Source organism: Streptococcus sp. Marseille-Q6488 (assembly GCF_946902925.1).
GTDB lineage: Bacteria > Bacillota > Bacilli > Lactobacillales > Streptococcaceae > Streptococcus.
Window position 1 is genome coordinate 109269 of sequence record NZ_CAMPPZ010000008.1, and the last position, 17217, is coordinate 126485.

A 17217-nucleotide genomic window follows, 5' to 3' on the forward strand; every position below is an offset into this window, starting at 1 on the left:
AGGAGGAAATATCGTGGGAATTCGTGTTTATAAACCAACAACAAACGGTCGCCGTAATATGACTTCTTTGGATTTCGCTGAAATCACAACAAGCACTCCTGAAAAATCATTGCTTGTTGCATTGAAGAGCAAGGCTGGTCGTAACAACAACGGTCGTATCACAGTTCGTCACCAAGGTGGTGGACACAAACGTTTCTACCGTTTGGTTGACTTCAAACGTAACAAAGACAACGTTGAAGCAGTTGTTAAAACAATCGAGTACGATCCAAACCGTTCTGCAAACATCGCTCTTGTACACTACACTGACGGTGTGAAAGCATACATCATCGCTCCAAAAGGTCTTGAAGTAGGTCAACGTATCGTTTCAGGTCCAGAAGCAGATATCAAAGTCGGAAACGCTCTTCCACTTGCTAACATCCCAGTTGGTACTTTGATCCACAACATCGAGTTGAAACCAGGTCGTGGTGGTGAATTGGTACGTGCTGCTGGAGCATCTGCTCAAGTATTGGGTCAAGAAGGTAAATACGTTCTTGTTCGTCTTCAATCAGGTGAAGTTCGTATGATTCTTGGAACTTGCCGTGCTACAGTTGGTGTTGTCGGAAACGAACAACACGGACTTGTAAACCTTGGTAAAGCAGGACGTAGCCGTTGGAAAGGTATCCGCCCAACAGTTCGTGGTTCTGTAATGAACCCTAACGATCACCCACACGGTGGTGGTGAAGGTAAAGCACCAGTTGGTCGTAAAGCACCATCTACTCCATGGGGCAAACCTGCTCTTGGTCTTAAAACTCGTAACAAGAAAGCGAAATCTGACAAACTTATCGTTCGTCGTCGCAACGAGAAATAATATTAAACTAGTCGCTTAAGCAACTAGTAAATCCGCCAGCTCGGTAGCGCTCCATAGGAGCGCAAGCCGCTGTGGTACAACATTTAAAGGAGAAAATATAAAAATGGGACGCAGTCTTAAAAAAGGACCTTTCGTCGATGAGCATTTGATGAAAAAAGTTGAAGCTCAAGCTAACGACGAAAAGAAAAAAGTTATTAAAACTTGGTCACGTCGTTCAACGATCTTCCCAAGTTTCATTGGTTACACTATTGCAGTTTATGACGGTCGTAAACACGTACCTGTTTACATCCAAGAAGACATGGTAGGTCACAAACTTGGTGAATTTGCACCAACTCGTACTTACAAAGGTCACGCTGCAGACGACAAGAAAACACGTAGAAAATAAGGAGAACATAAATGGCAGAAATTACTTCAGCTAAAGCAATGGCTCGTACAGTACGTGTTTCACCTCGTAAATCACGTCTTGTTCTTGATAACATCCGTGGTAAAAGCGTAGCCGATGCAATCGCAATCTTGACATTCACTCCAAACAAAGCTGCTGAAATCATCTTGAAAGTTTTGAACTCAGCTGTAGCTAACGCTGAAAACAACTTTGGTTTGGATAAAGCTAACTTGGTAGTATCTGAAGCATTCGCAAACGAAGGACCAACTATGAAACGTTTCCGTCCACGTGCGAAAGGTTCAGCTTCACCAATCAACAAACGTACAGCTCACATTACTGTAGCTGTTGCAGAAAAATAAGGAGGTAAAATCGTGGGTCAAAAAGTACATCCAATTGGTATGCGTGTCGGCATCATCCGTGATTGGGATGCCAAATGGTATGCTGAAAAAGAATACGCGGATTACCTTCATGAAGATCTTGCAATCCGTAAATTCGTTCAAAAAGAACTTGCTGACGCAGCAGTTTCAACTATCGAAATCGAACGCGCAGTAAACAAAGTTAACGTTTCACTTCACACTGCTAAACCAGGTATGGTTATCGGTAAAGGTGGTGCTAACGTTGATGCACTCCGTGCAAAACTTAACAAATTGACTGGAAAACAAGTACACATCAACATCATCGAAATCAAACAACCTGATTTGGATGCTCACCTTGTAGGTGAAGGTATTGCTCGTCAATTGGAGCAACGTGTTGCTTTCCGTCGTGCACAAAAACAAGCAATCCAACGTGCAATGCGTGCTGGAGCTAAAGGAATCAAAACTCAAGTATCAGGTCGTTTGAACGGTGCAGATATCGCCCGTGCTGAAGGATACTCTGAAGGAACTGTTCCACTTCACACACTTCGTGCAGATATCGATTACGCTTGGGAAGAAGCAGATACTACATACGGTAAACTTGGTGTTAAAGTATGGATCTACCGTGGTGAAGTTCTTCCAGCTCGCAAAAACACTAAAGGAGGTAAATAACCAATGTTAGTACCTAAACGTGTTAAACACCGTCGTGAATTCCGTGGAAAAATGCGCGGTGAAGCAAAAGGTGGAAAAGAAGTAGCATTCGGTGAATACGGTCTTCAAGCTACAACTAGCCACTGGATCACTAACCGCCAAATCGAAGCTGCTCGTATCGCCATGACTCGTTACATGAAACGTGGTGGTAAAGTTTGGATTAAAATCTTCCCACACAAATCATACACTGCTAAAGCTATCGGTGTGCGTATGGGATCTGGTAAAGGGGCACCTGAAGGTTGGGTAGCACCAGTTAAACGTGGTAAAGTGATGTTCGAAATCGCTGGTGTATCTGAAGAGATCGCTCGCGAAGCGCTTCGTCTTGCTAGCCACAAATTGCCAGTTAAATGTAAATTCGTAAAACGTGAAGCAGAATAAGGAGAAGGCATGAAACTTAATGAAGTAAAAGAATTTGTTAAAGAACTTCGTGGTCTTTCTCAAGAAGAACTCGCGAAGCGCGAAAACGAATTGAAAAAAGAATTGTTTGAACTTCGTTTCCAAGCTGCTACTGGTCAATTGGAACAAACAGCTCGCTTGAAAGAAGTTAAAAAACAAATCGCTCGTATCAAAACAGTTCAATCTGAAGCGAAATAATAGACTAGGGAAGGAGAAATTTCAATGGAACGCAATAATCGTAAAGTTCTTGTTGGACGTGTTGTATCTGACAAAATGGACAAGACAATCACAGTTGTAGTTGAAACAAAACGTAACCACCCAGTCTATGGTAAACGTATTAACTACTCTAAAAAATACAAAGCTCATGATGAAAACAATGTTGCCAAAGAAGGCGATATCGTACGTATCATGGAAACTCGCCCGCTTTCAGCTACAAAACGTTTCCGTCTTGTAGAAGTTGTTGAAGAAGCGGTCATCATCTAATCAAACCTGAAAGGAGAAAACTGAAATGATTCAAACAGAAACTCGTTTGAAAGTCGCAGACAACAGCGGTGCTCGCGAAATCTTGACTATCAAAGTTCTTGGTGGTTCAGGACGTAAATTTGCAAACATCGGTGATGTTATCGTGGCATCTGTAAAACAAGCTACTCCTGGTGGTGCGGTTAAAAAAGGTGACGTTGTTAAAGCAGTTATCGTTCGTACTAAATCAGGTGCTCGTCGTGCTGATGGTTCATACATCAAATTTGACGAAAACGCAGCAGTTATCATCCGTGAAGATAAAACTCCTCGCGGAACACGTATCTTTGGCCCAGTTGCACGTGAATTGCGTGAAGGTGGCTTCATGAAGATCGTGTCACTTGCTCCAGAAGTACTTTAATTTTTAGAAACAAACTAGTCCCCTAGCTTCAAGCTAGGGTGCCCTTATGGGCGTAAGAAAAATCAAGGAGAAACCTAATGTTTGTAAAAAAAGGCGACAAAGTTCGCGTAATCGCTGGTAAAGATAAGGGAACAGAAGCTGTTGTCCTTACTGCCCTTCCAAAAGTAAACAAAGTTATCGTTGAAGGTGTTAACATCGTTAAGAAACACCAACGTCCAACTAACGAGCTTCCTCAAGGTGGAATCATCGAGAAAGAAGCAGCTATCCACGTATCAAACGTTCAAGTTTTGGACAAAAATGGTGTAGCTGGTCGTGTTGGTTACAAATTTGTAGACGGTAAAAAAGTTCGCTACAACAAAAAATCAGGCGAAGTGCTTGATTGATCACGAAGGAAAGGAGAAGTATAATGGCAAATCGTTTAAAAGAAAAATATCTTAATGAAGTAGTTCCTGCTTTGACAGAACAATTCAACTACTCATCAGTGATGGCTGTACCTAAAGTAGATAAGATCGTTTTGAACATGGGTGTTGGTGAAGCTGTATCAAACGCTAAAAGCCTTGAAAAAGCTGCTGAAGAATTGGCACTTATCTCAGGTCAAAAACCACTTATCACTAAAGCTAAAAAATCAATCGCCGGCTTCCGTCTTCGTGAAGGTGTTGCGATCGGTGCAAAAGTTACCCTTCGTGGTGAACGTATGTACGAATTCTTGGATAAATTGGTTTCAGTTTCACTTCCACGTGTGCGTGACTTCCACGGTGTTCCAACAAAGTCATTTGATGGACGCGGAAACTACACACTTGGTGTGAAAGAACAATTGATCTTCCCAGAAATCAACTTCGATGACGTTGACAAAACTCGTGGTCTTGACATCGTTATCGTAACAACTGCTAACACTGACGAAGAGTCACGTGCATTGCTTACAGGCCTTGGAATGCCTTTTGCAAAATAATATAGGAGGTAAATCTAATGGCTAAAAAATCAATGATTGCTAAGAACAAACGTCCAGCGAAGTTCTCTACTCAAGCTTATACTCGTTGTGAAAAATGTGGTCGTCCACATTCAGTTTACCGCAAATTTAAACTTTGCCGTGTTTGCTTCCGTGAATTAGCTTACAAAGGACAAATCCCTGGTGTAACAAAAGCATCTTGGTAATTCTAACTTTCAATCCCGTCGTGATTCGTCGTTATCTGCTTTTGCCTAACTCAAGTTATGCCTGCAAGCAGATGCCTAGACTCACTTAGGAATTGAAACCTAGAAACATATTCTGAGCCTAGCTCAATCATTAACTAGCAAGTGCAACTTGCAAACTACTAGTAAGAGGAGAAAAACAAAATGGTTATGACTGACCCAATCGCAGACTTCCTAACTCGTATTCGTAACGCTAACCAAGCTAAACACGAAGTACTTGAAGTACCTGCATCAAACATCAAAAAAGGGATTGCTGAAATCCTTAAACGCGAAGGTTTTGTAAAAAACGTTGAAATCATCGAAGATGACAAACAAGGCATCATCCGTGTATTCCTTAAATACGGACCAAACGGTGAGAAAGTTATCACTAACTTGAAACGTGTTTCTAAACCAGGACTTCGTGTCTACAAAAAACGTGAAGACCTTCCAAAAGTTCTTAATGGACTTGGAATTGCTATCCTTTCAACTTCTGAAGGTTTGCTTACTGATAAAGAAGCACGCCAAAAGAATGTTGGTGGTGAGGTTATCGCTTACGTTTGGTAATATTTAGCTCCCAATTTCTTTGTGACTCTTCGTTATCGTCTCTTGTCTAACCCAAAGTTATGCCTGCGAGACGATGCCTAGATTCACTTTGAAATTGAAACCTAAATGTTCCTTTAAATCGAGAAATCGATTTAACCCCGTGAAAACTGGCCGTTCTGGCCTGACAATCTAACAGGAGAAAATAAACATGTCACGTATTGGTAATAAAGTTATCGTGTTGCCTGCTGGTGTTGAAATCACTAACAATGACAACCTTGTAACTGTAAAAGGACCTAAAGGAGAACTTACTCGTGAGTTCTCAAAAGATATTGAAATCCGTGTGGAAGGTACTGAAGTAACTCTTCACCGTCCAAACGATTCAAAAGAAATGAAAACTATCCACGGAACTACTCGTGCCCTTTTGAACAACATGGTTGTTGGTGTATCAGAAGGATTCAAGAAAGAACTTGAAATGCGCGGGGTTGGTTACCGTGCACAACTTCAAGGATCTAAACTTGTTTTGGCTGTTGGTAAATCTCATCCAGACGAAGTTGAAGCTCCAGAAGGAATTACTTTTGAACTTCCAAACCCAACAACAATCGTTGTTAGCGGAATTTCAAAAGAAGTAGTTGGTCAAACAGCTGCTTACGTACGTAGCCTTCGTTCACCAGAACCATATAAAGGTAAAGGTATCCGTTACGTTGGTGAATTCGTTCGCCGTAAAGAAGGTAAAACAGGTAAATAATGTTGAGTGGTTGATTTTCAACCACCAACCTATTTTCCAACTTTGTGCATAGCACACGATTTAAAACTAAAGAGGTGAAAACTGTGATTTCAAAACCAGATAAAAACAAACTCCGCCAAAAACGCCACCGTCGCGTTCGCGGAAAACTCTCTGGAACTGCTGATCGCCCACGTTTGAACGTATTCCGTTCTAATACAGGCATCTACGCTCAAGTGATTGATGACGTAGCGGGTGTAACGCTCGCAAGTGCTTCAACTCTTGACAAAGAAGTTTCAAAAGGAACTAAAACTGAACAAGCCGTTGCTGTCGGTAAACTCGTTGCAGAACGTGCAAACGCTAAAGGTATTTCAGAAGTGGTGTTCGACCGCGGTGGATATCTATATCACGGACGTGTGAAAGCTTTGGCTGATGCAGCTCGTGAAAACGGATTGAAATTCTAATAGGAGGACACTAGAAAATGGCATTTAAAGACAATGCAGTTGAATTAGAAGAACGCGTAGTTGCTGTCAACCGTGTTACAAAAGTTGTTAAAGGTGGACGTCGTCTTCGTTTCGCAGCTCTTGTTGTTGTTGGTGACCACAACGGTCGCGTAGGATTTGGTACTGGTAAAGCTCAAGAAGTTCCAGAAGCAATCCGTAAAGCAGTAGATGATGCTAAGAAAAACTTGATCGAAGTTCCTATGGTTGGAACAACAATCCCACACGAAGTTCTTTCAGAATTCGGTGGAGCTAAAGTATTGTTGAAACCTGCTGTAGAAGGTTCTGGAGTTGCCGCTGGTGGTGCAGTTCGTGCCGTTGTGGAATTGGCAGGTGTGGCAGATATTACATCTAAATCACTTGGTTCTAACACTCCAATCAACATTGTTCGTGCAACTGTTGAAGGTTTGAAACAATTGAAACGCGCTGAAGAAGTTGCTGCCCTTCGTGGTATTTCAGTTTCTGATTTGGCATAAGAAAGGGGATAAAATGGCTCAAATTAAAATTACTTTGACTAAGTCTCCAATCGGACGCATTCCATCACAACGTAAAACTGTTGTAGCACTTGGACTTGGCAAATTGAACAGCTCTGTTATTAAAGAAGACAACGCTGCTATCCGTGGTATGATCACAGCAGTATCTCACTTGGTAACAGTTGAAGAAGTAAACTAATGAATTTTTAGGGGATGTGCACTATACCATCCCCTAAAACTAGATATAGTCATCTATGATGACGTCGTATAGGCGAGTTGATGGGGGAGACAACCTTTTCTCCCTTATCGGCGCTAGCATTTTACAAAAGAGGAGAAAATAAAAATGAAACTTCATGAATTGAAACCTGCAGAAGGTTCTCGTAAAGTACGTAACCGCGTTGGTCGTGGTACTTCATCAGGTAACGGTAAAACATCTGGTCGTGGTCAAAAAGGTCAAAAAGCTCGTAGCGGTGGCGGAGTTCGCCTTGGTTTTGAAGGTGGACAAACTCCATTGTTCCGTCGTCTTCCAAAACGTGGATTCACTAACATCAACGCTAAAGAATACGCAATTGTGAACCTTGACCAATTGAACGTCTTTGAAGATGGTGCTGAGGTTACTCCAGTTGTTCTTATCGAATCAGGAATTGTTAAAGCTGAAAAATCAGGTATTAAAATTCTTGGTAACGGTGAGTTGACTAAGAAATTGACTGTGAAAGCAGCTAAATTCTCTAAATCAGCTGAAGAAGCTATCACTGCTAAAGGTGGTTCAGTAGAAGTCATCTAAGAGAGGTGACCTATGTTTTTTAAATTATTAAGAGAAGCTCTTAAAGTCAAGCAAGTTCGATCAAAAATTTTATTTACAATTTTTATCGTTTTGGTCTTTCGTATCGGGACTAGCATTACAGTTCCTGGTGTGAATGCCAATAGCTTGAATGCTTTAAGTGGATTATCCTTCTTAAACATGTTGAGCTTGGTGTCGGGGAATGCCCTAAAAAACTTTTCGATTTTTGCCCTAGGAGTGAGTCCCTATATCACTGCTTCTATCGTTGTCCAACTCTTGCAAATGGATATTTTACCCAAGTTTGTAGAGTGGGGAAAACAAGGGGAAGTAGGCCGAAGAAAATTGAATCAAGCTACTCGTTATATTGCTCTAGTTCTCGCTTTTGTGCAATCTATCGGGATTACAGCTGGTTTTAATACCTTGGCTGGAGCTCAATTGATTAAAACTGCTTTAACTCCACAAGTTTTTCTGACGATTGGTATCATCTTAACAGCTGGTAGTATGATTGTCACTTGGTTGGGTGAGCAAATTACAGATAAGGGATACGGAAACGGTGTTTCCATGATTATCTTTGCCGGGATTGTTGCCTCAATTCCAGAGATGATTCAGGGCATCTATGTGGACTACTTTGTGAACGTGCCAAGTAGCCGTATCACTTCATCTATCATTTTCGTAATCATTTTGATTATTACTGTATTGTTGATTATTTACTTTACAACTTATGTTCAACAAGCAGAATACAAAATTCCAATCCAATATACTAAGGTTGCACAAGGTGCTCCATCTAGCTCTTATCTTCCTTTGAAGGTAAACCCTGCTGGAGTTATCCCTGTTATCTTTGCCAGTTCGATTACTGCAGCGCCTGCGGCGATTCTTCAATTTTTGAGCGCTACAGGTCATGATTGGGCTTGGGTAAGGGTAGCACAAGAGATGTTGGCAACCACTTCACCAACTGGTATTGCCATGTATGCTTTATTGATTATTCTCTTTACATTCTTCTATACGTTTGTACAGATTAATCCTGAAAAAGCGGCAGAGAACCTACAAAAGAGCGGTGCCTATATCCATGGAGTTCGTCCTGGTAAAGGTACAGAGGAATATATGTCTAAACTTCTTCGTCGTCTTGCAACGGTTGGTTCCCTCTTCCTTGGTGTGATTTCCATTTTGCCGATTGCAGCTAAAGATGTATTTGGTCTTTCTGATGTTGTTGCCTTTGGGGGAACAAGTCTTTTGATCATTATCTCTACAGGTATTGAAGGAATCAAGCAATTGGAAGGTTACCTATTGAAACGTAAGTATGTTGGTTTCATGGATAGAACAGAATAAAAGTATTTACTGATACTCTTCGAAAATCAAATTCAAACCACGTCAGCTTTATCTGCAACCTCAAAGCAGTGCTTTGAGCAACCTGCGGCTAGCTTCCTAGTTTGCTCTTTGATTTTCATTGAGTATGAAGCAGTAAATGCTGAGGGAGTGGAGGTTTAAACTCTGACATTTGTGAGAGTTTGGTCTCCCCTCTTCTATTTTGTTTTTAAATAGGGGTGAAAAGACTTTTTGCTTCTATTTAAAAATAAAATAAGGAGATCAAATCATGAATCTTTTGATTATGGGCTTACCTGGTGCAGGTAAGGGAACTCAAGCAGCAAAAATCGTAGAACAATTCCATGTTGCACATATCTCAACAGGTGATATGTTCCGCGCTGCAATGGCAAATCAAACTGAAATGGGTGTTCTTGCTAAGTCATATATTGACAAGGGTGAATTGGTTCCTGATGAAGTTACAAATGGAATCGTAAAAGAACGTCTTTCACAAGATGATATTAAAGAAACAGGATTCTTGTTGGATGGTTACCCACGAACAATCGAACAAGCTCATGCCTTGGACAAAACATTGGCTGAACTTGGCATCGAACTAGAAGGTGTTATCAACATCGAAGTGAATCCAGACAGCCTCTTGGAACGTTTGAGTGGCCGTATCATCCACCGCGTAACTGGAGAAACTTTCCACAAGGTCTTTAACCCACCAGTTGACTATAAAGAAGAAGATTACTACCAACGTGAAGATGATAAACCCGAGACAGTCAAACGTCGTTTGGATGTGAATATTGCTCAAGGGGAACCAATCATTGCTCACTACCGTGCCAAAGGTTTGGTTCATGACATCAAAGGTAATCAAGATATCAATGATGTCTTCTTAGATATCGAAAAAGTATTGACAAATTTGAAATAAAGCGTTTTTCACACTTGCAAAAATCCGCTACAAATGTTATACTGAGATAGTCTGACTTATAATTGTTGTCTCTGTGTCTAGAGGCATCGAATCGAAATTTATGGAGGTGCTTTTGCGTGGCAAAAGACGATGTGATTGAAGTTGAAGGCAAAGTAGTTGATACAATGCCGAATGCAATGTTTACGGTTGAACTTGAAAATGGACATCAGATTTTAGCAACAGTTTCTGGTAAAATTCGTAAAAACTATATTCGTATTTTAGCGGGAGATCGTGTTACTGTCGAAATGAGTCCATATGACTTGACACGTGGACGTATCACTTACCGCTTTAAATAATCGAAAAACTTGGAGGGATAAGAAATGAAAGTAAGACCATCGGTCAAACCAATTTGCGAATACTGTAAAGTTATTCGTCGTAATGGTCGTGTTATGGTAATTTGCCCAGCAAATCCAAAACACAAACAACGTCAAGGATAAGATAGAAAGGAGAAAACATGGCTCGTATTGCTGGAGTTGACATTCCAAATGACAAACGCGTAGTAATCTCATTGACTTATGTTTATGGTATCGGACTTGCAACATCTAAGAAAATTTTGGCTGCTGCTGGAATCTCAGAAGATGTTCGTGTACGTGATCTTACATCAGATCAAGAAGATGCTATCCGTCGTGAAGTGGATGCAATCAAAGTTGAAGGTGACCTTCGTCGTGAAGTAAACTTGAACATCAAACGTTTGATGGAAATCGGTTCATACCGTGGTATCCGTCACCGTCGTGGACTTCCTGTCCGTGGACAAAACACTAAAAACAACGCTCGCACTCGTAAAGGTAAAGCTGTTGCGATTGCTGGTAAGAAAAAATAATATAGGAGGTAAAAGTCTTGGCTAAACCAACACGTAAACGTCGTGTGAAAAAGAATATCGAATCTGGTATTGCTCATATTCACGCTACATTTAATAACACTATTGTTATGATTACTGATGTGCATGGTAATGCAATTGCTTGGTCATCAGCTGGTGCTCTTGGTTTCAAAGGTTCTCGTAAATCTACACCATTCGCTGCTCAAATGGCTTCTGAAGCTGCTGCTAAATCTGCACAAGAACACGGTCTTAAATCAGTTGAAGTTACTGTAAAAGGTCCAGGTTCTGGTCGTGAGTCAGCTATTCGTGCGCTTGCTGCCGCTGGTCTTGAAGTAACAGCAATTCGTGATGTGACTCCAGTGCCACACAATGGTGCTCGTCCTCCAAAACGTCGCCGTGTATAATCATCGCATTACACTGCTTTTCGTTTAAGAGGGAGTAACTAAATGATCGAGTTTGAAAAACCAAATATAACAAAAATTGATGAAAATAAAGATTATGGCAAGTTTGTAATCGAACCACTTGAACGTGGCTACGGTACAACTCTTGGTAACTCTCTTCGTCGTGTACTTCTAGCTTCTCTACCAGGAGTAGCTGTGACATCTATCAACATTGATGGTGTGTTACATGAGTTTGACACAGTTCCAGGTGTTCGTGAAGACGTGATGCAAATCATTCTGAACATTAAAGGAATTGCAGTGAAATCGTACGTTGAAGACGAAAAAATCATCGAACTAGATGTTGAAGGTCCTGCTGAAGTAACAGCTGGTGACATTTTGACAGATAGCGATATTGAAATTGTAAATCCAGATCATTATCTCTTTACAATCGGTGAAGGTTCTTCGCTAAAAGCGACTATGACTGTTAACAGTGGTCGTGGATATGTGCCTGCTGATGAAAATAAAAAGGATAATGCACCAGTTGGAACACTTGCTGTAGATTCTATTTATACACCAGTTACAAAAGTCAACTATCAAGTGGAGCCTGCTCGTGTAGGTAGCAATGATGGATTTGACAAATTAACCCTTGAAATCTTGACAAATGGAACAATTATTCCAGAAGATGCTTTAGGGCTTTCAGCACGTATTTTGACAGAACATCTTGATTTGTTTACAAATCTTACTGAGATTGCTAAGTCAACTGAAGTGATGAAAGAAGCTGATACTGAATCTGACGATCGTATTTTGGATCGTACGATTGAGGAACTGGACTTGTCTGTGCGTTCATACAACTGTTTGAAACGTGCCGGTATCAATACTGTGCATGATTTGACAGAAAAATCTGAAGCAGAGATGATGAAAGTACGAAATCTTGGACGCAAGAGTTTGGAAGAAGTGAAACTCAAACTCATTGATTTGGGTCTTGGATTAAAAGATAAATAAAGGAGGAATACATGGCTTACCGTAAACTAGGACGCACTAGCTCACAACGTAAAGCAATGCTTCGCGATTTGACAACTGACCTTTTGATCAACGAATCAATCGTGACAACTGAAGCTCGTGCTAAAGAAATCCGTAAAACTGTTGAAAAAATGATTACTCTAGGTAAACGTGGTGATTTGCATGCACGTCGTCAAGCAGCTGCTTTCGTACGTAATGAAATCGCATCTGAAAACTATGATGAAGCAACTGACAAGTACACTTCTACTACAGCACTTCAAAAATTGTTCTCAGAAATCGCACCTCGTTATGCTGAACGTAACGGTGGATACACTCGTATCCTTAAAACTGAACCACGTCGTGGTGATGCAGCGCCAATGGCGATCATCGAATTAGTATAAAATCATCAATTTTGTTGAGTGTTATGATGATGGAGTCTTGTGCTCTTAGTCTAGCTCTGGTCTACCGCTAGGATTTCGGTCCTAGCGGGAACACTCATCATAAGTTGGGATAGTAGACGCTTGTTTACGAAATTGTTTTTTTCTTAAGAACAACTTCGTAAGCAGGCGTTTTTGAGTATTTTAGTTGGAATTATGCTATACTATTTGAAAAGAATCCTGTTTAATGTTCAGGTTTCCTATTAAAAGAAGAATTGGAGTTTGCTTATGAAAGCGATTATAACTGTTGTTGGTAAAGATAAATCTGGAATTGTTGCAGGTGTTTCTGGTAAAATTGCAGAATTGGGTTTGAATATTGACGATATCTCCCAAACTGTCTTGGATGAATATTTCACGATGATGGCTGTCGTCTCTAGCGATGAAAAGCAAGATTTTACCTATCTTCGTAATGAATTTGAAGCTTTTGGGCAAACTTTGAATGTAAAAATCAATATTCAGAGTGCAGCGATTTTCGAAGCTATGTATAATATCTAGGAGGTGCACATGGATATTAGACAAGTTACTGAAACCATTGCTATGATTGAGGAGCAAAACTTCGATATCAGAACTATTACCATGGGGATTTCCCTATTAGACTGTATTGATCCAGATATCAATCGTGCTGCGGAGAAAATTTATCAAAAGATTACGACCAAGGCGGCTAATCTAGTGGCTGTTGGCGACGAAATTGCAGCTGAGTTGGGAATTCCTATCGTTAATAAGCGTGTATCGGTGACTCCTATTTCTCTGATTGGGGCAGCGACAGATGCAACAGACTACGTGGTTCTGGCAAAAGCGCTTGATAAGGCTGCGAAAGAGATTGGAGTGGACTTTATTGGTGGTTTCTCTGCCTTGGTACAAAAAGGTTATCAAAAGGGAGATGAGATTCTCATCAATTCTATTCCTCGCGCTTTGGCTGAAACGGATAAGGTCTGTTCGTCAGTTAATATTGGCTCAACCAAGTCTGGTATTAATATGACGGCTGTGGCAGATATGGGACGTATTATCAAGGAAACGGCAAATCTTTCTGATATGGGGGCAGCTAAGCTGGTTGTATTTGCTAATGCTGTTGAGGACAATCCATTTATGGCAGGTGCCTTCCATGGTGTTGGGGAAGCAGATGTTATCATCAATGTCGGTGTCTCTGGTCCTGGTGTGGTGAAACGTGCCTTGGAAAAAGTTCGAGGAGAGAGCTTTGACGTAGTAGCCGAAACAGTTAAGAAGACTGCCTTTAAAATCACTCGTATCGGTCAATTGGTTGGTCAAATGGCCAGTGAGAGATTGGGTGTCGAGTTTGGTATTGTGGACTTGAGTTTGGCGCCAACTCCTGCGGTTGGAGATTCTGTGGCGCGTGTCCTTGAGGAAATGGGGCTAGAGACAGTTGGTACGCATGGAACGACGGCTGCCTTGGCTCTCTTGAATGACCAAGTTAAGAAGGGCGGAGTTATGGCCTGCAACCAAGTCGGTGGTTTGTCTGGTGCCTTTATCCCTGTTTCAGAGGATGAAGGAATGATTGCTGCAGTGCAAAATGGCTCTCTTAATCTGGAAAAACTAGAAGCTATGACGGCTATCTGTTCCGTTGGTTTGGATATGATTGCTATCCCAGAGGATACACCAGCTGAAACCATTGCGGCTATGATTGCGGATGAAGCTGCAATTGGTGTCATTAACATGAAAACAACAGCTGTTCGTATCATTCCAAAAGGAAAAGAAGGTGATATGATTGAGTTTGGTGGTCTATTAGGAACTGCACCTGTTATGAAGGTCAATGGGGCTTCGTCTTTCGATTTCATCTCTCGCGGAGGACAAATCCCGGCACCAATTCATAGTTTTAAAAATTAAGAAAATAGGAGAAAATGATGAAAAAAGAAATGAAACATGCTTTAGTAGCTTTAGGACTGTCAACTTTACTAGTCCCAACTTTTGCCAGTCAAGTAGTTTCTGCGCAGGAAGAAAGCCATGAAACTACCACTAGTGTGAGTCCAGAAGAGGTTAATAAAAAAATTGAGGAAACGAAGCAATTTTTAATTGATTTGATTAAACAAAATATCTTTGAACAGGTTGATCAAGGAGACTGGGATACAGTTTCTTTTTCCAAGAGTGATGTAAGCTCTATTAGAGATAAATTAAGAGAAGAACTTAATTATAGGTTACAAGATTTCATGGGAGAGTTAGAATATATAAGGAAGTATAGTTTAGAAGGAAAAATTCCTTTGGAAGAGTTACCAAATATTTTATCAGAGTTTAAGAACAAATCTAAAAAAAACTACATTGATCGTTATAGAGAAAAAGATAATTTTTTTGGTCATAGAATGAAGTATATTGTTGCTGAACTTGCTATACTAAAGAAAATGAATCTGGTAATTTCTCAAATAAATAATGATTCTCACTATACAGAATTAGAGAAAAAAGAAATGTTAGCTAGAGTTTCAAGCTACTACGCACCTGGTTTTCATCAATCTGGTTTATATGTTGATAGTGATAAGTATTTAACTTTATTTAATAATCAAGATAATTTAAATACTTATCTTAAGAAAGTTTCTCTATTTTTATCTAACAATCATTATCCGATTTCTACAGTACCTAAGGAAAAAAATATACGGGAAATTAATGCTGTTGCCTTTATGGAGAAGACAGCTATTAGTAATGATGATACACTTTCTAAAGCAGAAAAGGTTTCTATGTTTAGTAAGATTGATGATATAGTTGAAGAAGGGATACATAAAATAAGGAAAGAAGCTGGTCTTTTACATGAGGAGAAACCTGAGTTCGTACACATGCTATCTCCTGAGGAGTTATCTGTATTTACTAAGCGTATCGAAGATGTTTACCAAGGAAAAGCTAAGCCTAAGGTGACAAAAGAAGAGGCTATTCAAGCAGTTTCCACTGTTACATCAGCCACAGTTTCATCTTCATCTCAGTCTATCGTTACCTCTAATGGAGAGGCTAAGAAAAATCATCAAGCAAGTAAGTGGTTTAAAGAGTCTGGCAAATGGTATTATAATGACCTTTCGGGTAACCTTGTAAGAAACCGCTGGGTAGGCCGTTATTATCTAAAAGCAGATGCTTCAATGGCTGCTAGTGAATGGATTTATGATGAAGATTATAAGAGCTGGTTTTATGTAGATTCAACTGGTAGTTATGTGGAGAAAGCTTGGCAGGGCGAATACTACCTAAAACGTGGCGGTTACATGGCTAAGAGTGAGTGGGTATTTGATTCTCAGTATGATAGTTGGTATTATCTGAACCAAGATGGTAAGTACGCTCGTAACCAATGGATTAAGGATGGAGATAAGTGGTATTACTTGTTAGCTGATGGGAAATTGGCAAAAAATATGACCATTAATGGCTATAAAGTAAATGAAAAAGGTGAGTGGGTATAATTTTTTAAGTTCTATTTAAGGTTATCTGTGTATACTATAATCATTAAATAAAGACCTCCTAATATTATTTGAAACAGATAACACTGATTTAGTTTGAATTTGATTTTCATCTAATATCTTTATTTAATAGAACTCCTAAACTTTTTCATAATAATCTCCTGCAAAAGTCACCTGTCTGGGTGGCTTTTGTTTTATCATCCATGATATAATAGAAACAAATGGAGGACGGAAAATGGTAAAAGTACGATTGTATTTGGTACGTCATGGCAAGACTATGTTTAACACGATTGGTCGAGCGCAAGGTTGGAGCGATACTCCCTTAACGGCTGAAGGTGAGAGAGGGATTCAAGAGTTAGGAATCGGTTTGCGAGAATCTGGTCTACAGTTTGAGCGCGCTTATTCCAGTGATTCTGGTCGCACCATTCAGACTATGGGAATTATTCTTGAAGAACTTGGTTTGCAGGAAAAAATCCCTTATCGAATGGACAAGCGGATCAGAGAATGGTGTTTTGGTAGCTTTGACGGAGCTTATGATGGTGATCTTTTCATGGGCATTATTCCTCGTATCTTTAATGTGGACCACGTTCACCAATTGTCTTATGCTGAACTGGCTGAGGGCTTGGTAGAGGTTGATACAGCTGGTTGGGCTGAAGGATGGGAAAAACTCAGTGGCCGCATCAAAGAAGGTTTTGAAGCGATTGCCAAAGAAATGGAAGAACAAGGCGGGGGCAACGCCCTTGTCGTCAGCCATGGAATGACCATCGGAACCATTGTTTATCTAATTAATGGTATGCATCCGCATGGTCTCGATAATGGTAGCGTGACGATACTTGAATATGAGGATGGCCAGTTTAGCGTTGAGGTTGTTGGTGACCGTAGTTACCGAGAACTAGGACGTGAAAAGATGGAGGAAGCCTCTATTTAATACTCTTCGAAAATCTCTTCAAACTGTGTCAACGTCGTCTTGCCGTAGATATGGTTACTGACTTCGTCAATTCTATCCACAACCTCAAAACAGTGTTTTGAGCTGACTTCGTCAGTCTTATCTACAACCCCAAAACAGTGCTTTGAGCAACCTGCGGCTAGTATCCTAGTTTGCTCTTTGATTTTCATTGAGTATAATCAGTCTAGACTTGCTTGCTCTGAACTAGGGATTTGATAAGAATATCAAGATAAGAAAA

General features: G+C 40.4%; 30 protein-coding genes. 29 read left to right on the forward strand and 1 reads right to left on the reverse strand.

Translation table 11 applies throughout. From position 1 onward, the window contains the following. Positions 1 to 13 precede the first annotated feature (13 nt). The 29 genes from rplB to OVN23_RS03905 all read left to right on the forward strand — a co-directional run bounded on the left by rplB (position 14) and on the right by OVN23_RS03905 (position 16961). On the forward strand, positions 14 to 847 hold the full coding sequence (gene rplB / locus OVN23_RS03765; protein WP_000512910.1) for a 50S ribosomal protein L2: 834 nt from the start codon (positions 14 to 16) through the stop codon (positions 845 to 847). A gap of 103 nt (positions 848 to 950) precedes the next feature. After that, positions 951 to 1232 (forward strand): 30S ribosomal protein S19, encoded by a 282-nt coding sequence (rpsS, locus tag OVN23_RS03770; protein WP_000533766.1) that lies wholly within the window; start codon positions 951 to 953, stop codon positions 1230 to 1232. An 11-nt stretch (positions 1233 to 1243) separates the two neighbouring features. After that, positions 1244 to 1588, forward strand: a complete 345-nt coding sequence (rplV, locus tag OVN23_RS03775; RefSeq protein WP_000818137.1) for a 50S ribosomal protein L22 — start codon at positions 1244 to 1246, stop codon at positions 1586 to 1588. Between the two features lie 12 nt (positions 1589 to 1600). Then, positions 1601 to 2254 (forward strand): 30S ribosomal protein S3, encoded by a 654-nt coding sequence (gene rpsC, locus OVN23_RS03780; protein ID WP_000529936.1) that lies wholly within the window; start codon positions 1601 to 1603, stop codon positions 2252 to 2254. A gap of 3 nt (positions 2255 to 2257) precedes the next feature. Beyond that, positions 2258 to 2671 carry a 50S ribosomal protein L16 gene (gene rplP, locus OVN23_RS03785; RefSeq protein WP_000960946.1) on the forward strand — a complete coding sequence of 138 codons (414 nt, stop codon included), beginning with the start codon at positions 2258 to 2260 and terminating at the stop codon, positions 2669 to 2671. A 9-nt stretch (positions 2672 to 2680) separates the two neighbouring features. Further along, positions 2681 to 2887 carry a 50S ribosomal protein L29 gene (rpmC, locus tag OVN23_RS03790; RefSeq protein WP_000772918.1) on the forward strand — a complete coding sequence of 69 codons (207 nt, stop codon included), beginning with the start codon at positions 2681 to 2683 and terminating at the stop codon, positions 2885 to 2887. 24 nt (positions 2888 to 2911) lie between these two features. Continuing rightward, the gene (gene rpsQ / locus OVN23_RS03795) at positions 2912 to 3172 is read left to right on the forward strand and encodes a 30S ribosomal protein S17 (protein WP_000440801.1); all 261 of its coding nucleotides are present in this window, start codon (positions 2912 to 2914) and stop codon (positions 3170 to 3172) included. A gap of 25 nt (positions 3173 to 3197) precedes the next feature. Beyond that, positions 3198 to 3566, forward strand: coding sequence for a 50S ribosomal protein L14 (gene rplN, locus OVN23_RS03800; RefSeq protein ID WP_000616545.1), 369 nt, complete (start codon positions 3198 to 3200; stop codon positions 3564 to 3566). 77 nt (positions 3567 to 3643) lie between these two features. Continuing rightward, positions 3644 to 3949: a 50S ribosomal protein L24 gene (gene rplX, locus OVN23_RS03805; protein WP_000497691.1), complete on the forward strand. Its 306-nt coding sequence runs from the start codon at positions 3644 to 3646 to the stop codon at positions 3947 to 3949. Between the two features lie 23 nt (positions 3950 to 3972). Then, positions 3973 to 4515, forward strand: a complete 543-nt coding sequence (rplE, locus tag OVN23_RS03810) for a 50S ribosomal protein L5 (protein WP_000013542.1) — start codon at positions 3973 to 3975, stop codon at positions 4513 to 4515. A 17-nt stretch (positions 4516 to 4532) separates the two neighbouring features. Beyond that, positions 4533 to 4718 carry a type Z 30S ribosomal protein S14 gene (locus OVN23_RS03815; protein WP_001085697.1) on the forward strand — a complete coding sequence of 62 codons (186 nt, stop codon included), beginning with the start codon at positions 4533 to 4535 and terminating at the stop codon, positions 4716 to 4718. Positions 4719 to 4898: 180 nt separating this feature from the next. Further along, complete coding sequence (gene rpsH, locus OVN23_RS03820) at positions 4899 to 5297, forward strand: 30S ribosomal protein S8 (protein ID WP_000245504.1); 399 nt, start codon at positions 4899 to 4901, stop codon at positions 5295 to 5297. Between the two features lie 187 nt (positions 5298 to 5484). Next, on the forward strand, positions 5485 to 6021 hold the full coding sequence (rplF, locus tag OVN23_RS03825; RefSeq protein WP_000086622.1) for a 50S ribosomal protein L6: 537 nt from the start codon (positions 5485 to 5487) through the stop codon (positions 6019 to 6021). Positions 6022 to 6104: 83 nt separating this feature from the next. Beyond that, positions 6105 to 6461, forward strand: a complete 357-nt coding sequence (gene rplR / locus OVN23_RS03830; protein ID WP_000624044.1) for a 50S ribosomal protein L18 — start codon at positions 6105 to 6107, stop codon at positions 6459 to 6461. 17 nt (positions 6462 to 6478) lie between these two features. Beyond that, positions 6479 to 6973, forward strand: coding sequence for a 30S ribosomal protein S5 (gene rpsE / locus OVN23_RS03835; protein WP_000874202.1), 495 nt, complete (start codon positions 6479 to 6481; stop codon positions 6971 to 6973). A gap of 13 nt (positions 6974 to 6986) precedes the next feature. Then, positions 6987 to 7169 (forward strand): 50S ribosomal protein L30, encoded by a 183-nt coding sequence (rpmD, locus tag OVN23_RS03840; protein ID WP_000057241.1) that lies wholly within the window; start codon positions 6987 to 6989, stop codon positions 7167 to 7169. 144 nt (positions 7170 to 7313) lie between these two features. Then, complete coding sequence (gene rplO, locus OVN23_RS03845; RefSeq protein ID WP_000766090.1) at positions 7314 to 7754, forward strand: 50S ribosomal protein L15; 441 nt, start codon at positions 7314 to 7316, stop codon at positions 7752 to 7754. Between the two features lie 12 nt (positions 7755 to 7766). Continuing rightward, on the forward strand, positions 7767 to 9077 hold the full coding sequence (gene secY / locus OVN23_RS03850) for a preprotein translocase subunit SecY (RefSeq protein ID WP_049511466.1): 1311 nt from the start codon (positions 7767 to 7769) through the stop codon (positions 9075 to 9077). Positions 9078 to 9342: 265 nt separating this feature from the next. Further along, complete coding sequence (locus OVN23_RS03855; RefSeq protein WP_173219266.1) at positions 9343 to 9981, forward strand: adenylate kinase; 639 nt, start codon at positions 9343 to 9345, stop codon at positions 9979 to 9981. A 116-nt stretch (positions 9982 to 10097) separates the two neighbouring features. After that, positions 10098 to 10316, forward strand: a complete 219-nt coding sequence (infA, locus tag OVN23_RS03860) for a translation initiation factor IF-1 (RefSeq protein ID WP_001029883.1) — start codon at positions 10098 to 10100, stop codon at positions 10314 to 10316. 24 nt (positions 10317 to 10340) lie between these two features. Continuing rightward, positions 10341 to 10457, forward strand: a complete 117-nt coding sequence (rpmJ, locus tag OVN23_RS03865; RefSeq protein ID WP_001808836.1) for a 50S ribosomal protein L36 — start codon at positions 10341 to 10343, stop codon at positions 10455 to 10457. Positions 10458 to 10474: 17 nt separating this feature from the next. Next, positions 10475 to 10840 carry a 30S ribosomal protein S13 gene (rpsM, locus tag OVN23_RS03870; RefSeq protein WP_000090781.1) on the forward strand — a complete coding sequence of 122 codons (366 nt, stop codon included), beginning with the start codon at positions 10475 to 10477 and terminating at the stop codon, positions 10838 to 10840. A gap of 17 nt (positions 10841 to 10857) precedes the next feature. After that, positions 10858 to 11241 (forward strand): 30S ribosomal protein S11, encoded by a 384-nt coding sequence (gene rpsK / locus OVN23_RS03875; protein ID WP_001118385.1) that lies wholly within the window; start codon positions 10858 to 10860, stop codon positions 11239 to 11241. A gap of 42 nt (positions 11242 to 11283) precedes the next feature. Further along, positions 11284 to 12219, forward strand: coding sequence for a DNA-directed RNA polymerase subunit alpha (locus OVN23_RS03880; protein WP_061746340.1), 936 nt, complete (start codon positions 11284 to 11286; stop codon positions 12217 to 12219). 11 nt (positions 12220 to 12230) lie between these two features. Next, on the forward strand, positions 12231 to 12617 hold the full coding sequence (gene rplQ, locus OVN23_RS03885; RefSeq protein WP_000331493.1) for a 50S ribosomal protein L17: 387 nt from the start codon (positions 12231 to 12233) through the stop codon (positions 12615 to 12617). A 264-nt stretch (positions 12618 to 12881) separates the two neighbouring features. Continuing rightward, the gene (locus tag OVN23_RS03890; RefSeq protein WP_000644124.1) at positions 12882 to 13148 is read left to right on the forward strand and encodes an ACT domain-containing protein; all 267 of its coding nucleotides are present in this window, start codon (positions 12882 to 12884) and stop codon (positions 13146 to 13148) included. Between the two features lie 9 nt (positions 13149 to 13157). After that, a complete protein-coding gene (locus tag OVN23_RS03895; protein WP_173219269.1) occupies positions 13158 to 14495 on the forward strand; it encodes a PFL family protein in 1338 nt (445 codons plus the stop codon). Between the two features lie 17 nt (positions 14496 to 14512). Then, a complete protein-coding gene (locus OVN23_RS03900) occupies positions 14513 to 16036 on the forward strand; it encodes an N-acetylmuramoyl-L-alanine amidase family protein (RefSeq protein WP_173219272.1) in 1524 nt (507 codons plus the stop codon). 232 nt (positions 16037 to 16268) lie between these two features. Next, complete coding sequence (locus OVN23_RS03905; protein WP_173219275.1) at positions 16269 to 16961, forward strand: histidine phosphatase family protein; 693 nt, start codon at positions 16269 to 16271, stop codon at positions 16959 to 16961. On the opposite strand, the gene OVN23_RS03910 is transcribed toward OVN23_RS03905, so the two are convergent. Next, positions 16958 to 17149 (reverse strand): hypothetical protein, encoded by a 192-nt coding sequence (locus OVN23_RS03910; protein WP_267240604.1) that lies wholly within the window; start codon positions 17147 to 17149, stop codon positions 16958 to 16960. The genes OVN23_RS03905 and OVN23_RS03910 overlap by 4 nt on opposite strands. Positions 17150 to 17217: the final 68 nt, after the last annotated feature.

Bases quoted from the DNA above. Each gene is read 5' to 3' on its own strand.
- rpsS (WP_000533766.1), top strand. From the start codon at position 951: ATGGGACGCAGTCTTAAAAAAGGACCTTTCGTCGATGAGCATTTGATG.
- rplV (WP_000818137.1), top strand. From the start codon at position 1,244: ATGGCAGAAATTACTTCAGCTAAAGCAATGGCTCGTACAGTACGTGTT.
- rplP (WP_000960946.1), top strand. From the start codon at position 2,258: ATGTTAGTACCTAAACGTGTTAAACACCGTCGTGAATTCCGTGGAAAA.
- rpmC (WP_000772918.1), top strand. From the start codon at position 2,681: ATGAAACTTAATGAAGTAAAAGAATTTGTTAAAGAACTTCGTGGTCTT.
- rpsQ (WP_000440801.1), top strand. From the start codon at position 2,912: ATGGAACGCAATAATCGTAAAGTTCTTGTTGGACGTGTTGTATCTGAC.
- rplN (WP_000616545.1), top strand. From the start codon at position 3,198: ATGATTCAAACAGAAACTCGTTTGAAAGTCGCAGACAACAGCGGTGCT.
- rplX (WP_000497691.1), top strand. From the start codon at position 3,644: ATGTTTGTAAAAAAAGGCGACAAAGTTCGCGTAATCGCTGGTAAAGAT.
- rplE (WP_000013542.1), top strand. From the start codon at position 3,973: ATGGCAAATCGTTTAAAAGAAAAATATCTTAATGAAGTAGTTCCTGCT.
- OVN23_RS03815 (WP_001085697.1), top strand. From the start codon at position 4,533: ATGGCTAAAAAATCAATGATTGCTAAGAACAAACGTCCAGCGAAGTTC.
- rpsH (WP_000245504.1), top strand. From the start codon at position 4,899: ATGGTTATGACTGACCCAATCGCAGACTTCCTAACTCGTATTCGTAAC.
- rplF (WP_000086622.1), top strand. From the start codon at position 5,485: ATGTCACGTATTGGTAATAAAGTTATCGTGTTGCCTGCTGGTGTTGAA.
- rpsE (WP_000874202.1), top strand. From the start codon at position 6,479: ATGGCATTTAAAGACAATGCAGTTGAATTAGAAGAACGCGTAGTTGCT.
- rpmD (WP_000057241.1), top strand. From the start codon at position 6,987: ATGGCTCAAATTAAAATTACTTTGACTAAGTCTCCAATCGGACGCATT.
- rplO (WP_000766090.1), top strand. From the start codon at position 7,314: ATGAAACTTCATGAATTGAAACCTGCAGAAGGTTCTCGTAAAGTACGT.
- secY (WP_049511466.1), top strand. From the start codon at position 7,767: ATGTTTTTTAAATTATTAAGAGAAGCTCTTAAAGTCAAGCAAGTTCGA.
- OVN23_RS03855 (WP_173219266.1), top strand. From the start codon at position 9,343: ATGAATCTTTTGATTATGGGCTTACCTGGTGCAGGTAAGGGAACTCAA.
- rpmJ (WP_001808836.1), top strand. From the start codon at position 10,341: ATGAAAGTAAGACCATCGGTCAAACCAATTTGCGAATACTGTAAAGTT.
- rpsM (WP_000090781.1), top strand. From the start codon at position 10,475: ATGGCTCGTATTGCTGGAGTTGACATTCCAAATGACAAACGCGTAGTA.
- OVN23_RS03880 (WP_061746340.1), top strand. From the start codon at position 11,284: ATGATCGAGTTTGAAAAACCAAATATAACAAAAATTGATGAAAATAAA.
- rplQ (WP_000331493.1), top strand. From the start codon at position 12,231: ATGGCTTACCGTAAACTAGGACGCACTAGCTCACAACGTAAAGCAATG.
- OVN23_RS03890 (WP_000644124.1), top strand. From the start codon at position 12,882: ATGAAAGCGATTATAACTGTTGTTGGTAAAGATAAATCTGGAATTGTT.
- OVN23_RS03895 (WP_173219269.1), top strand. From the start codon at position 13,158: ATGGATATTAGACAAGTTACTGAAACCATTGCTATGATTGAGGAGCAA.
- OVN23_RS03900 (WP_173219272.1), top strand. From the start codon at position 14,513: ATGAAAAAAGAAATGAAACATGCTTTAGTAGCTTTAGGACTGTCAACT.
- OVN23_RS03905 (WP_173219275.1), top strand. From the start codon at position 16,269: ATGGTAAAAGTACGATTGTATTTGGTACGTCATGGCAAGACTATGTTT.
- OVN23_RS03910 (WP_267240604.1), bottom strand. From the start codon at position 17,149: ATGAAAATCAAAGAGCAAACTAGGATACTAGCCGCAGGTTGCTCAAAG.